Origin of the sequence: Pseudoalteromonas sp. 2CM32C, from assembly GCF_023161925.1 — a bacterium.
GTDB classification, from domain to species: domain Bacteria; phylum Pseudomonadota; class Gammaproteobacteria; order Enterobacterales; family Alteromonadaceae; genus Pseudoalteromonas; species Pseudoalteromonas marina.
Window position 1 is genome coordinate 273,004 of the sequence record NZ_JALNTI010000002.1, and the last position, 13,229, is coordinate 286,232.

18 protein-coding genes are annotated in these 13,229 nt (G+C 38.2%); all 18 read left to right on the top strand.

The window, feature by feature from the left end; translation table 11 throughout:
• Positions 1–39: 39 nt before the first annotated feature.
• The 18 genes from MTF67_RS05095 to MTF67_RS05180 all read left to right on the top strand — a co-directional run bounded on the left by MTF67_RS05095 (position 40) and on the right by MTF67_RS05180 (position 13,222).
• Positions 40–468 carry a hypothetical protein gene (locus MTF67_RS05095; protein ID WP_052242886.1) on the top strand — a complete coding sequence of 143 codons (429 nt, stop codon included), beginning with the start codon at positions 40–42 and terminating at the stop codon, positions 466–468.
• Positions 469–580: 112 nt separating this feature from the next.
• Positions 581–982 (top strand): hypothetical protein, encoded by a 402-nt coding sequence (locus tag MTF67_RS05100; protein ID WP_248518900.1) that lies wholly within the window; start codon positions 581–583, stop codon positions 980–982.
• Positions 983–1,078: 96 nt separating this feature from the next.
• Positions 1,079–1,423 carry a TonB family protein gene (locus MTF67_RS05105; RefSeq protein WP_006794709.1) on the top strand — a complete coding sequence of 115 codons (345 nt, stop codon included), beginning with the start codon at positions 1,079–1,081 and terminating at the stop codon, positions 1,421–1,423.
• Between the two features lie 129 nt (positions 1,424–1,552).
• A complete protein-coding gene (locus MTF67_RS05110) occupies positions 1,553–1,981 on the top strand; it encodes a hypothetical protein (protein ID WP_248518901.1) in 429 nt (142 codons plus the stop codon).
• Between the two features lie 126 nt (positions 1,982–2,107).
• Positions 2,108–2,509: a hypothetical protein gene (locus tag MTF67_RS05115; protein ID WP_248518902.1), complete on the top strand. Its 402-nt coding sequence runs from the start codon at positions 2,108–2,110 to the stop codon at positions 2,507–2,509.
• Positions 2,510–2,625: 116 nt separating this feature from the next.
• The gene (locus MTF67_RS05120; RefSeq protein ID WP_039037464.1) at positions 2,626–2,931 is read left to right on the top strand and encodes a hypothetical protein; all 306 of its coding nucleotides are present in this window, start codon (positions 2,626–2,628) and stop codon (positions 2,929–2,931) included.
• 98 nt (positions 2,932–3,029) lie between these two features.
• Positions 3,030–3,479: a hypothetical protein gene (locus tag MTF67_RS05125; protein ID WP_248518903.1), complete on the top strand. Its 450-nt coding sequence runs from the start codon at positions 3,030–3,032 to the stop codon at positions 3,477–3,479.
• A 109-nt stretch (positions 3,480–3,588) separates the two neighbouring features.
• Complete coding sequence (locus tag MTF67_RS05130) at positions 3,589–3,879, top strand: hypothetical protein (protein ID WP_039037462.1); 291 nt, start codon at positions 3,589–3,591, stop codon at positions 3,877–3,879.
• Between the two features lie 121 nt (positions 3,880–4,000).
• Positions 4,001–4,342 carry a hypothetical protein gene (locus MTF67_RS05135; RefSeq protein WP_039037461.1) on the top strand — a complete coding sequence of 114 codons (342 nt, stop codon included), beginning with the start codon at positions 4,001–4,003 and terminating at the stop codon, positions 4,340–4,342.
• Positions 4,343–4,492: 150 nt separating this feature from the next.
• Positions 4,493–5,065 (top strand): hypothetical protein, encoded by a 573-nt coding sequence (locus MTF67_RS05140; RefSeq protein WP_152607098.1) that lies wholly within the window; start codon positions 4,493–4,495, stop codon positions 5,063–5,065.
• A gap of 119 nt (positions 5,066–5,184) precedes the next feature.
• Positions 5,185–5,994 (top strand): alpha/beta hydrolase, encoded by an 810-nt coding sequence (locus tag MTF67_RS05145; protein WP_039037459.1) that lies wholly within the window; start codon positions 5,185–5,187, stop codon positions 5,992–5,994.
• Positions 5,995–6,081: 87 nt separating this feature from the next.
• The gene (locus MTF67_RS05150) at positions 6,082–6,258 is read left to right on the top strand and encodes a hypothetical protein (protein ID WP_248518904.1); all 177 of its coding nucleotides are present in this window, start codon (positions 6,082–6,084) and stop codon (positions 6,256–6,258) included.
• A gap of 211 nt (positions 6,259–6,469) precedes the next feature.
• On the top strand, positions 6,470–6,892 hold the full coding sequence (locus tag MTF67_RS05155; protein WP_039037458.1) for a DUF4174 domain-containing protein: 423 nt from the start codon (positions 6,470–6,472) through the stop codon (positions 6,890–6,892).
• Positions 6,893–7,013: 121 nt separating this feature from the next.
• Complete coding sequence (locus MTF67_RS05160) at positions 7,014–7,970, top strand: kinase (protein ID WP_039037457.1); 957 nt, start codon at positions 7,014–7,016, stop codon at positions 7,968–7,970.
• 142 nt (positions 7,971–8,112) lie between these two features.
• Positions 8,113–8,742: a uracil phosphoribosyltransferase gene (upp, locus tag MTF67_RS05165; RefSeq protein WP_006791732.1), complete on the top strand. Its 630-nt coding sequence runs from the start codon at positions 8,113–8,115 to the stop codon at positions 8,740–8,742.
• Between the two features lie 138 nt (positions 8,743–8,880).
• Positions 8,881–10,119: a uracil-xanthine permease family protein gene (locus MTF67_RS05170; RefSeq protein ID WP_248518905.1), complete on the top strand. Its 1,239-nt coding sequence runs from the start codon at positions 8,881–8,883 to the stop codon at positions 10,117–10,119.
• Positions 10,120–10,263: 144 nt separating this feature from the next.
• Positions 10,264–12,009, top strand: a complete 1,746-nt coding sequence (locus MTF67_RS05175; protein WP_248518906.1) for an HAD-IIB family hydrolase — start codon at positions 10,264–10,266, stop codon at positions 12,007–12,009.
• Complete coding sequence (locus MTF67_RS05180; RefSeq protein ID WP_006791735.1) at positions 12,002–13,222, top strand: hypothetical protein; 1,221 nt, start codon at positions 12,002–12,004, stop codon at positions 13,220–13,222. The genes MTF67_RS05175 and MTF67_RS05180 overlap by 8 nt, the downstream gene beginning before the upstream one ends.
• Positions 13,223–13,229 lie beyond the last annotated feature (7 nt).

Below are 13,229 nucleotides of genomic sequence, written 5' to 3' on the forward strand. Positions count from 1 at the left end.
ACAAGCCCGTGCTGCGGGCGTTAGGCAACTAGGGAAAGTATGGAGTTAATCAAAGCGTTTATTCCGCTCATTATATTTTTATCTTTATGGATATCTATAGGGATGTATTACGGTAAAAAAATTAATAAACATAAAGAAGCATTAGTTGTAGATGAGTCTCGGCCTATTAATTGTTTAACTTTAACGCGAGGAGTTGAAACAACCAACTATCTTAGGAAATACTCTGTTATTGTTGATGATCAAAATATTGGAGAAATTGCTTCCGGTGAAACTAAGCATTTTGAATTAACTTCTGGTAAGCACACTATATCTGTGAAAATCGATTGGTGTAAATCTAAAAAGTTTGAGTTCGAAAAACTAGAAAGTGTAAACACTGAATTAAATTGTGGTGCTAATTATAATAACTGGAAGTGTATGATTATGCATGCAATAAAGCCTTCAAATTGGGTTTATGTAAAAGTCGCCTAACAAGCTGTTAAACAAGGACAAAAAACAGTTGGTTTTTGCTCCTGCGTCGCTTATTTTAACCAACTATTTTTTGCCTGTTAACAGGGCGTAAGGTATCAAAGAGAGGCTGGAGTTGAAGCAAATACTAATTGTTCTAATTACATTCGTTATTACCTCAACAAGTGCCGACGAAACAATTGAGATTGCAGATAGAATCGATTGGGCAGACTATCCCGCACATTTTGTTGATACTAATGAATACGATCGAAAGCTAATTCATGCTTCAATGCTAAAGCAAGCTAAATGTAGCTCTGAAAATAGTAGCAAATGGTTTTGTACAGAAGATTACGTAAGAATTTTCGAAGGAATAAATGGTTCAGGTAAAAAGCTTGAATTATGGTATGTGTGCAGTGAAAAACATAATATTCCTGTACAAACCTACTATCCAGAGAGGTTATTGGAAACAGTTAAATGTATTGAGCTTACTTGGGATTACGAAGCTAAAGATTTTAGTCTTGAGTTAATTGATACCTAACAAGAAATTAAACAAGGACAAAAAACAGTTGGTTTTTGCTCGTGCCTCGCTATTTTAACCAACTATTTTTTGTCTCTTAATGAGGCGTTATAAGCCATGATGATCGAATTAGTTTTAGCCTCAACTTTAGTGTCATTTGTTAATACCGAAATGTATGAGGTAGATTCGTGCATAGGTGAAAAATTTGCGTTAATTGAAGCTGAAAACCCTCAGTGGCCGATACATTCCGAAAGGTTCATAGGTGTCGGTTACGTTGACTTTATGGTAATAGTGAATAGCGAAGGCAAGGTTGTAGAACACCAAATTAGTCGTTCTCAGCCAAGAAGAATTTTTGATAGGCAATCACTTCGTGCATTAAAGAAATGGAAATTTAATCCATCAAAGCATGCAGAACGATGCTTTGATGTAACTTTTAAATACGATTCGGAAAAATTTGAGTAAATGGCTTATAACAAGTTGCTCAAGTTCGTAAACTCACTGGGACAATTAACAGTTGGCTTGGCGCTTCGCGCAAGTTTAGCCAACTATTAATGGCCCCTTAGCAAAGCGTTATGTGGCATGGAAGGTTAAGTGAAAATATTTATCGGAATTGTAGTTTTAACGTCAGCTTTGATTGCGATTATTGCCTTTAGCAACCAGGCTCAAGTGTTCTTACTCCACAAGATGTACTCTCTAGGTTCTGGTATGGACGATGGGGCAACAGAGTTATTTATTCGTAATAAACACCGCTACAAATCTGTTGTTTTGGAATTGCTTAATGCTGAAACTCCCAACACTTACAAAGCTCAAGCTTCATTTTTGTTTGGCGAGCTACTATTAGATGACCCTGAAATTCATGAAAAGATAGAAGATATTTCGGTTAATCACCCAAACAAACAAATTAGATGCTTTTGGTTTGATGTACTGGATGGTCGGTTCGAGCATGAGCTTATAGCAGGTAGTGAATCTGGTAAGTTTGCTGCTTATGTGGTTAAAGACAAAGGAAGTAGGTGCGAGTAAATGCCACATAACAAAAAGATTAAGTCACTCACTTCGTTCGCTGGGACGCACACATGCGGGGCGGCTTCGCCATTATGCCCCACATACCTGCGCCCCTTATTTGAAAGTTAGTTGCCAAGGAAGATTATGCGTTCGATTCTAACTTTTTTACTCTTCATCATTTGTTTCCCTGCATTGTCATGCAGACCAGCGCCTTTTGATTTTGAAAAGGAAGTAGCTGAGGCTGACGTTGTTGCAATTGCTTATGTCACAGGTATCTTTGCCGCAGAAGCAGAGGCTGGTTTGCTAAATGATAATGAAGAAAACGAATTAATTGAATTTCGCATTTCTGTACCAGTTCAAAAAAGTGTTAGATTAATTACAGAGCGATCGCTAAAAGGGGTTGCTAATAAAATTTACCAATCCAGTGCAAGTTGTTCGTTTTCTGAGGGCTTAATGGAAAGGGTCGTTCTTTTCAAAAAAGGTTCTAATGTCTGGGTTAGAGAATTGGATGACAATGTAATTAAAGCAATCGAAAATTTAGAGTAATTGGCAACTAACAAGCTAATTAATAAGGACAAAAAACAGTTGGCTGTTTTCGTTCCTCAACATTTCAGCCAACAATTTTTTGCCCATTATTAGGGCGTTAGGTTCCACGGGTATTTATGAGTATTGATTTTTCGATTTACACCATCAATGAGCTTCATGAGGCATGGGCATCAATTGATGATGAAGCATATCCAGATAGAGCAATAGAGTTGTATCAACGCCTAAAATCAGCTGGACAGCCACTTTATGATGATAAGGAAGGCGAGTTAGGAGTCCTTGGGAGTATTTTTCAAATTTTTAGTGGCGTTTCGTCGGGAGTTGCTAGTTTTGGTTCAGATATAGAATTGGAGAATACTCTGTGTCGCATGAAAGAAGAGCGAGTAAAGAAGTTAATTGAATTTAGAGGTTTAAGTGAAACCTAACAATCCATTCAACCGGACACATACTCGCTGGCTGGAGTCACTTCGTTCCCAGTTTAGCCAGCAAGTCTGTGCCGTTTAATAGGGGCGTTAGCTTTCAAATGAACATCGTCGAAATTTATGCAATGATATTAGCCTTAGAATGTGGGGCTTTAAAAATAAATAACGTCACAGAGTGGGCGGATTCATTGATCTTAAAAGCCGATGAACCCGATATCCGATTATTTGATGTATCGGTTTCAAAAAATACTAATGATGCCGTGTTAGCGCTCCAAGAATTTGGATTATCAACTGACTCGAAATTAGTCGCAAAAAAGGCATTTTCGATTTTCGTAAAAGCATTAGAAAACAACACTACTACCTACGAGAAAGTATCACAGAAAATTTATGAGATGGCTTTTGAACCAAACATCTTCATACCAGATGAACAAGCCGAAAATCAGATGATGAGCTTTTGGGACTCGCTAGATGTTGCCAATGATGGTATTTACGGAAATCCTGTAGAAATAAAAATGGAGATGTTGGCTTTTTTGAAGCAGTATGAAAGCTAACAAGTTACTCAAAAGGACGCAAAACGCTTGGCTTGCGCTCCTTCGTCGCTAATTTTAGCCAAGCATTTATGCGCCCATTAGTAAGGCGTTATGTGTCTTTGGAGGTTGGGTGCTTAAAAAAGGATTAGTTGCACTATTCGTTGCTTGGTTCTTTTATTCTTGGTTTGTTGCTGACACTTGTAGTTTTGACCAAGAATATGCTCATTCAAAGGTTGTGAAGTACCTAACTGGTAAGTCACTACCAATCGATCACCTAAAATTTGACTCAGAATATTCTGGCGAATGTAAGTTTGCGTACATGTATGAAGGTGCAGGTGAGAAAATTCACTTTGTTATCATTGATGATTTTGTTCATGGTGTAAAACTAAATATGTGGGACTTTAACAATCAAGGTGATTAAGCCACATAACAAGTCAATTCAGCAGGACAAAAAACAGTTGGTTTTGCTCCTGTGTCGTTAATTATAACCAACTATTTTTTGCGCCTTAGCAAAGAGTTATGTGCATTAGTTTAGGTGATATATGAAAAAGTGGCTTATAGAATCAGAGGATTCCCTTTCTAAAGCAATGGAAGCACTTAAAAGTGGTGAGATTCCTAAAGAAAATCTATATAAATTGGCACCTTTATTTTATTCAGAAAAACAAAAATCGAATAATGGCTCGCTGCTCCAAGAAATGTGCGATGTAAACGACAAGCAGATTGAACAAGACTGTTCTTTTGACCCTGACTCAATTAAACGATATAAATTTAATTATGTTGCATCGTACCTATATTGTTACGTTGTCGCAGGAAAAATGGATGACTCCAAATACGATAATATTATGGATTACGTGAATTCAAATATGGATCTATTTTCTGACTAAACCACGGTGCATAAGAGCACATAACAAGTGCATTAAGGCTCGTAAACTCGCTCGGACAATTAACAATGGGTTATTGTCGCTGGCGCTCAATAAGTTTAACCCATTGTCAATTTGCCGCTTATGCGAGCGTTATGCTTACAGGAGTTAATTTTGAGAATTACGGCAATACTTGGTTTGGCTTTATTCTTGATGTCATGTTCTACGTTAAATGTTTCAGGAAGGATGGACTTTAAAAATGAAACATATACATCCCCAAATAACGAATTTATCGTAGATTTACCCGCGTTGGTTCATCCAAATGCCAAAGATACTGTTTATCCCAATCAATTATTCGTCGACTTTTTCATTGGTTCAGGTTACTGGACTCCTCAAGGATTACACACTATTGAGTGGGTTACACTGCCAAAAGAAATTACAACTGAACAATTTCAAAAAGTTCTTCCCGACATTGTAAATGAACACTCTCAAAATAGGTTTCGCTCTACTGGCGAGTTCAATGTCATAGAGCAACGAAATTTTCCTGATTCTAACTCTCACAAATTCTTAGCTAAGGGGACTTATCAAACCGTGGCTAGCACGTGGATATGCACCATTAAACTATATAAAAATAGAATTGCGTTTATTTCAAAAGTGTTACCTTTGGAAACCCCCAAGCCGATTACTAAATTAGACGAAAATACAGATAGTTATAGCCAATGGGTGGAATCTTTCAGGGTGTTGTAAGCATAACAAACGCATTAAGGGTGGACGCAAAAAGCTTGGCTGCGCTCATTCTTCGCTTAGTATAGCCGAGCGTTTTGCGCCACTTATGCGGGCGTTATACACTACGGAGAATTAAGCGGTTGTTTCGATATATTGTAGCTCTGATTTTTTCAATTTCATTTTCTGCTCTTGGACAAACCAAACAAATTCAGGTGGACGAAGTTTCAATTGAATATTTGGACTTTGGGAAGGGAAAGTACACTTTTGTTTTTGAGTCGGGTGTTGGCATGGGCGTCAACTATTGGGACTCTTTTTTACCATTTGCTGATAGACTAAATTCTAGAGTAATCATTTACTCACGCGCTGGAAATGGCTCATCTAGTGCTTCATCTAAAGTCAGTTTAGAACGCTCTTTAGTGCGCTTAGAAAAACTTCTGTTTCAGCTAAATGTACAAGATAATTTAATACTTGTTGGTCACTCATTTGGTGGTTTTCATGCAAGAAACTTTGCTCACAATTTTGTGGATAGAGTTTCCGGTTTGGTCTTACTAGATCCTAGTCATGAGCTTTTTCAAAAAGAGCTCGAAGCAATTGACCCAGAAAAGGCCAAAAATGACAATGCCAGACTTAATTCGATATTAAAAAATCAACCTGAATGGCAAATTCTACAGGATATCTACACTAATAACGTACTTTTCCCTTCACAACCTACTCATAACGTTCCAACCGTAATAGTCACCTCGTCTCAAATAGGGGAATCGGATTGGTGGATTGGACACAGTGAGAAAGGAAAAATTGCTTGGAGAGCACTACACCAAGAACTTATTTCAAATAACTCAATATCAACTCATATTGTCACAGACAAAGTAGGTCATAATTTGCCAATTCAAGATCCCGAATTCACTTTTAAAGCAATTAAGTCTGTCTTGAAATTGGTGGAAGGTGTATAACAAACGCTTAAAACGAACAAAAATAAAGAGCATTTTCGCCGCTTAAGCGAAGTGTTAGTAATATTAGTCTTGTATGGGGTTTGTATTATGGATAGAAAGCAAAATAATAAAATTAAAGATCCAAGTTTACCTGAGCAAGTATTACCTTCTGAAATGGGGTTAATGCAATCTCTAGGTGAATCTAAAACGTTAATAATCATGTTGGTGGTTTTTATAACATTATTTGGTGGGTTAAGTTTGTTTTTATTAAAAATAACAGCTTAGAGGCTGGTAGCATAAACTGCTAACAAGTGACTATGGGAAAGATTAACAAGACACTTATTATAAATTTTGCACTTTAAGCGGGTTAAAACAAAAACAACAACGGTACCCATACAAATACTCTACAGCAATAAACGCTAAAAAGTAAAATAAGCAAAACCGCAAAGCCAAATAGAACGTATTTTACTTATAAACTCTATTTTTAGGCTATGTTATGAAATATCTCAAATACCTTCTATTACTCGTATTCAGCGTGTTTTCGAATGCTAGTGAAAGTATTCCATTGAATGACTTATCCAGTTTACGATGGGAAAATCGCCTGATTATATTAAATAAACCTACAGATACTGAGCACGCATTAAGCCTAATGAAAAACAGCTCAGAAGGGATTAATGATCGACACATAGTTTGGTTTATTTTGAAAGAAAGTGAGGCTTTAACTAACTATTCTGGTCGGTTATCCGAGTCGTTCATGTTAAATGTTAGGCAGCAATATCAACTAAAAAACAATACCGTTACTTTAGTAGGAAAAGATGGGGGCATTAAATATCAAGGAAGCACTGTTGATGTTAAAGCACTTTTTTCGATTATAGATGCCATGTACATGCGACAGCGAGAAGTACAACTAAAAAATTAAAAATGGGTGCCATTTAAAAATAAAAGCTGTGGGCTTGTTAAAGCATTGGGTTTAATTAAGTACTTTCACTAATAATACCGTCTAATGCTAAACTACAAAAAATTAATTACTTGATACAGCTATGGCATTTTACCTTTCCTTATTACAGCCTCACTTTAAACACATTAAAATAGGTGCAACACTTACCTCGCTTTGGAGCGGGTGTGGCAGTATTATTGAGTGCAGGCTTGATAATGTGCCTTGTGTTATAAAGGCGATTAGAATACCCAATCATATAAACCATCCAAAAATTAAGCAAAGCGAATTTGCATTAAAAAGAAAGCAGCAGTCTTATAATGTTGAATATAACTTTTATAAGCATTACAGCCAGCATTTACCTAAAACAGCAAACAGTATTGAATGTGTGAGTGCTATTAATTGTGGCGATGAGTATGCGCTGGTGTTTAAAAATTTTACTCAGTTTGGGTTTACGCAAGCCAGCTCGTTGCATATAAAGCCAATATTAAAGTGGCTTGCTCACTTTCATGCGTTTAATTTAAATAAGCAACATGATGATTTGTGGGAGCAAGGGTGTTATTGGCATTTAAATACCCGGCCAGATGAATTTAACGCGCTTGTATCAAACCCTAATAATCAGTTTGATATAAAAGTAGTTGCTAAAAAATTAGCTTACCAGTTAGAACACCCTAAGTATAAAACGTTACTACATGGCGATGCTAAACTGGCAAACTTTGCCGTTAACTTAAATAATGAGATACGTGGTTACGACTTTCAGTACACAGGCGCTGGCGTTGGTATAGTCGATGTTATGTATTTTATGACGAGCTGCTATAGCTGTGAAGAATTACATGCTCATGCAACAAGCGAACTTACCTATTATTTTTATGAGTTAGAACATGCACTCACTCAGTATCAACCTAATATACCTGCTCAAGCGGTAATAAAGGAATGGAAGGCGTTGTGGCCTGCTGCTTGGGCTGATTTTTATCGCTTTTTAGCCGGCTGGAGCCCAGAGCATTACAAAATAAATAGTTATATGCATGACCAAGTTGTGAGTTGGTTTGAAACCAACAGCTGAACTTTTACAATTGTGTTGTGCATAAATATCAAACAAACACATATATTTGCGCACAATGTATGAGAATTGGTTTAAAACTACAGGTCAAATGGTCATTTTTAATATAAAATATCGCTAATTATTGTCTAAGTAGGTTTTCATCATGGCTATTCACGTTATTACTCATCCACTTGTTCAACATAAATTAGGTTTAATGCGCGCTTTCGGCATTAGCACTAAAAGCTTTCGTGAGCTGTGCTCAGAAGTCGGCACATTATTAACGTACGAAGCAACGAAAAATATTCCCCTTGAAGACAATGAAATAACCAGTTGGGACGGTAACAAACTTAACGTACAGCATATTAAAGGCAAAAAAATTACAGTGGTGCCTATCTTACGTGCAGGTTTAGGTATGATGGATGGTGTTATGCAGTTGTTGCCTGCGGCTAAAGTGAGTGTAGTTGGCCTTCAACGCAACGAAGAAACGCTTGAGCCAATTCCTTATTTTGAGAAGTTGGTTGGTAACATTGAACAACGTCTTAGCTTGGTTATTGACCCGATGCTTGCAACAGGTGGCTCGATGATTGCCACAATAGACATGTTAAAAAAAGCGGGCTGTAAAGAAATCAAAGTTATAGTGTTAGTTGCAGCCCCTGAAGGGGTAGAAAAAACGTTAGCAGCTCACCCTGATGTAGAAATATTTACCGCAGCGGTAGACAGCCACTTAAACGAGAAAGGATATATAGTGCCTGGTTTAGGTGATGCGGGTGATAAAATATTTGGTACGGTGTAGTCGTCATTAATTAGCGTTAATTGTGTTTCGCGTTATGGGCAATGCAATCATTAAAGAGGCTTTCTGAGGAAGGCCTTTTTCGTGTTTGTTTATTACTTTATAACTGTAAAAAGCAATGTTTAAATTTAGGAGTGTGTAGTGAAAAGTAACGCAACGTTTTCAATTAAAACAATTTTAACCGGCGCACAAATGCTATTTGTTGCATTTGGTGCATTGGTATTGGTGCCGTTATTAACGGGACTCGATCCTAGTGTGGCGCTATTTACTGCAGGTGTTGGCACATTACTATTTCAATTAGTGACTAAAGGGCAGGTACCAATATTTTTAGCCTCTTCGTTCGCGTTTATAGCACCCATTATTGCAGGTGTACAAATGTGGGGCGTACCCGCTACGATGGGCGGGTTAATGGCCGCTGGCGTTGCTTATATGTTGTTAGGTTTGTTAGTTAAATTTAAAGGTGTGGCGACTCTTCATAAAATTTTACCACCGGTTGTTGTTGGCCCCGTTATTATGGTGATAGGTTTAGCGCTTGCGCCTGTTGCAGTTAATATGGCAATGGGTAAAACAGGTGATGGCAGCGTTCAGCTTATTGATTACAACAGTGCTATTTTAATTTCCATGTTTTCACTTGTGGTAACGCTTATTTTTGCCGTGTGGGGTAAAGGAGTATTTAAGTTAATTCCTATATTGGCAGGCGTAATATCGGGCTATGGTTTATCGCTTGCGTTGGGGGTAGTACAGTTTGATGCGGTAAGTAATGCACATTGGTTTGCTATTCCAAACTTTACACTGCCAGAGTTTAAATGGCAGGCTATTTTGTTTATGGTGCCTGTGGCCATTGCGCCAGCTATTGAGCATATAGGCGATATGATGGCTATAAGCCAAGTGACTAAAAAAGACTTTTTAAAAAAGCCAGGTCTGCACCGTACTTTGTTTGGTGATGGATTAGCAACATCTGCGGCGTCGTTATTTGGAGGCCCGCCAAACACGACGTATTCAGAGGTGACTGGCGCGGTAATGTTAACTAAAAACTTTAATCCAAAAGTAATGCTGTGGACCGCTATTATTGCTATTGCTCTGGCATTTATTGCAAAAATGGGGGCTGGGTTACAAACCATACCGGTGCCTGTGATGGGCGGTATTATGATTTTATTATTTGGTTCGATTGCGGTTGTTGGACTCAATACGTTGGTTAAGTCGGGTGACGATTTAACAGCGCCTCGTAACTTAAGTATTGTTGCCCTTATTTTAGTGTGTGGCATTGGCGGAATGCACATAGGCAGCAGTCAATTTAGTTTAGAGGGCGTTAGCTTGTGTGCCGTTTTAGGTATAGTGCTTAATTTAGTACTCCCCAAAGTAGAGCAAACCGCTGCTTAACTTTGAACATTAGTTAAAATATTTGCACCAATTTGGCGCGTTTTAAACGCGCCTTTTTTATAACCTATTAAAAAGGTTATAAAAATAATGTTGGTCTAGTCCCTGCATTTAGTACTCTGAACACTATGTATTTAAGGAGTTACTATGTCAGAGGCCAATATTGTGGATATAACCCCGTTTTTAGCAAAGCATCAACTGCCTTTAAAGTATCAATATTTAAGTGAGCAGTACTTTGTACCTCTTGCGCATGACATTCTCGAATCAAAAAAATCATCAACTCCTCTTTTTGTTGGCATTAATGGTTGCCAAGGCTCCGGCAAAACAACCCTTGCAGACTTTTTAGTCACGTGGTTTAGCAACAATACGTCGTTAAATACGGTCGCTTTATCAATCGACGATTTTTATCTAGGTAAAGAAAGCCGTAAGCAACTAGCTCAAGACGTACATCCTTTATTTGTAACACGTGGCGTACCCGGTACACACGATACCGACCTGATGAATAAAACAATTACTCAGTTATTAGCCGGTGAGGTGGGAGTAGCATTACCACGTTTTAACAAACACCAAGACGACTGCGTTGCAGAGCAAGATTGGGTTAAAAATGTAGCGCCTGTTGATATTGTGTTTTTAGAAGGGTGGTGTGTAGGAAGCGAGCCACAGCCGCTATTTTCACTAAGCGAGCCACTGAATGAATTAGAACAATTAAATGATAAAGAAGGTGTGTGGCGTCGTTGTATAAATAGCTGCTTAGCAAACGAATATAAATCTATTTTTAATAAAATAGATTATAAAATTATGCTCAAAGCGCCTAGCTTTTCAGATGTTTTTACGTGGCGAAAAGAGCAAGAACAAAAGCTAATAGCTAAAAGTGGTGTAGGTACAGGCACGATGACAGACGAGCAGTTAGTTTATTTTATTTCTCATTTTGAGCGTATAACGCGTGAAAACTTAAATACATTGAGTCGCAAAGCAAACGCACTCATTGAGCTTGATAGCAATCGAGACATAGTAAGCATGCACTTAACAAGTGATGATACCTTAAAGCCTATTATTTTTACTGACTTAGACGGTACTTTACTCGACCATACAGATTACAACACAAGCAATGTAAGCGAGCTACTTCAGCAGTTACAAAGCGCACACATTCCTGTGGTATTTAATACCAGCAAAACATTTTGCGAAGTGGTTGAAATAAAAAACGAGTTAAACATTCAGCAACCTTTTATTGTTGAAAATGGCGCAGCAGTATTTATACCGCAAAATTACTTTGAGCTTAAGCCAATAGGCTGTAAAGAAGTGGCAGGTTATTGGTGTTACGCCTTAGCGTCTCCGCTATCAAGCTTGTTAAGTGATTTAGACTCATTAGATGCACAATACAAAGCACACTATAAATTATTTAGTGAGTTAAGCAGCGAGCAAATAAGCGAGCTTACCGGATTAAACAATGCGCAAGCTAGGCGCGCACAAACACGTGATTACTCCGATCCTTTGTACTGGTATGGCAGTGACGAATTACTCAATACCTTTGTAAATGACGTAACAGCACTTGGCTACGAAATAAAGATAGGTGGCCGATTTATCCATATTGCTAAAAATACCGACAAAAGCGCTGCGCAGCAGTGGTTAGTTAAACAATTTACTCAACATTTTAGAAAGCCTCTCACAGTAATAGCCCTAGGTGATAGCGACAACGATAAGCAGATGTTAGAACACGCTGATATCGCCATCATCATCAATAACCCAAGCAGTAAAAAGCCGGTTAAATTATCGCATAACAAGGCACGTTATTCTCAATCGCCCGCGCCGCAGGGCTGGGTTGAAGAAATAACAACATTGCCAAGCATTAGCAGCATTTTAAATACTATTGAGGAGCAAAAATCACATGGCTGATTTTTATCAAAATGGCATTATCACGACTTTACATAATATTGCAGATAGACCGATTGAAGCACTAGAAGAAGAGCTAATAAGCTTTAGTAAACAACGCCCTATGGGGCTAATTCTGCCTTCTTTATTTAGTGAGTTAGAAGGTCCGGCACTACAAAATATAATAAAAGAGTTAAGAGAAGTGCCGTACTTGTCGCAAATAACAATTGGCTTAGATAGAGCCGATGAGCAGCAATACCGCCATGCACTTGGTTTTTTTAAAGAGTTAAACCAAAATCACAAAGTGTTGTGGAACGACGGCCCACGTTTGCAGGCACTTGATAAAGAGCTTCAAGAATTAGGCGTTGCACCAAGAGAGCTGGGTAAAGGGCGTAACGTTTGGTATTGCATGGGTTATAAGCTTGCAACCGCCGAGGTTGAGTCTATAGCGCTTCATGACTGCGATATTTTAACCTATGACAGAAGCTTACTTGCACGTCTTATTTATCCGGTTGCACACCCTCGTTTTAACTACGAGTTTTGTAAAGGATTTTACCCGCGTACAGCCAACGGCAAAATTAATGGGCGCGTATCGCGTTTATTAGTCACACCTTTGTTACGCTCATTTAAAACCATTTTAGGTAATACAGACTACCTTGAATATATGGATTCGTTTAGGTACCCATTAGCGGGTGAGTTTTCGTTTAGGCGCGACGTATTAAACGATATTCGTATTCCAAGTGACTGGGGGCTTGAAATAGGCGTATTGAGTGAAATGTATCGAAACTATTCGCATAACCGTTTATGCCAAGTAGATATTGCCGATAACTACGATCACAAACATCAAGCGTTGTCGCTTGACGATCAAAGTGCCGGTTTGTCTAAAATGTCGATTGATATTACCAAGGCATTATTTAGAAAACTTGCTACGCAAGGGGTGACATTTACTAGCGAAACAATTCGTTCATTAAAAGCAACGTACTACCGAATTGGCTTAGATTTTATTGAAACCTACCACAATGATGCGCTTATGAACGGACTAACACTGGATGTTCATCAAGAAGAAAAAGCCGTAGAAATGTTTGCACAAAACATTATGGAAGCAGGCCAACACTTTTTAGATAACCCAATGGAAGCGCCATTTGTGCCAAGTTGGAACCGAGTGGTATCGGCTATGCCTGATGTATTTGAACGTTTAAAAGAGGCGGTAGAGCTCGATAACGAAGAATACAGTTAAGTTATAA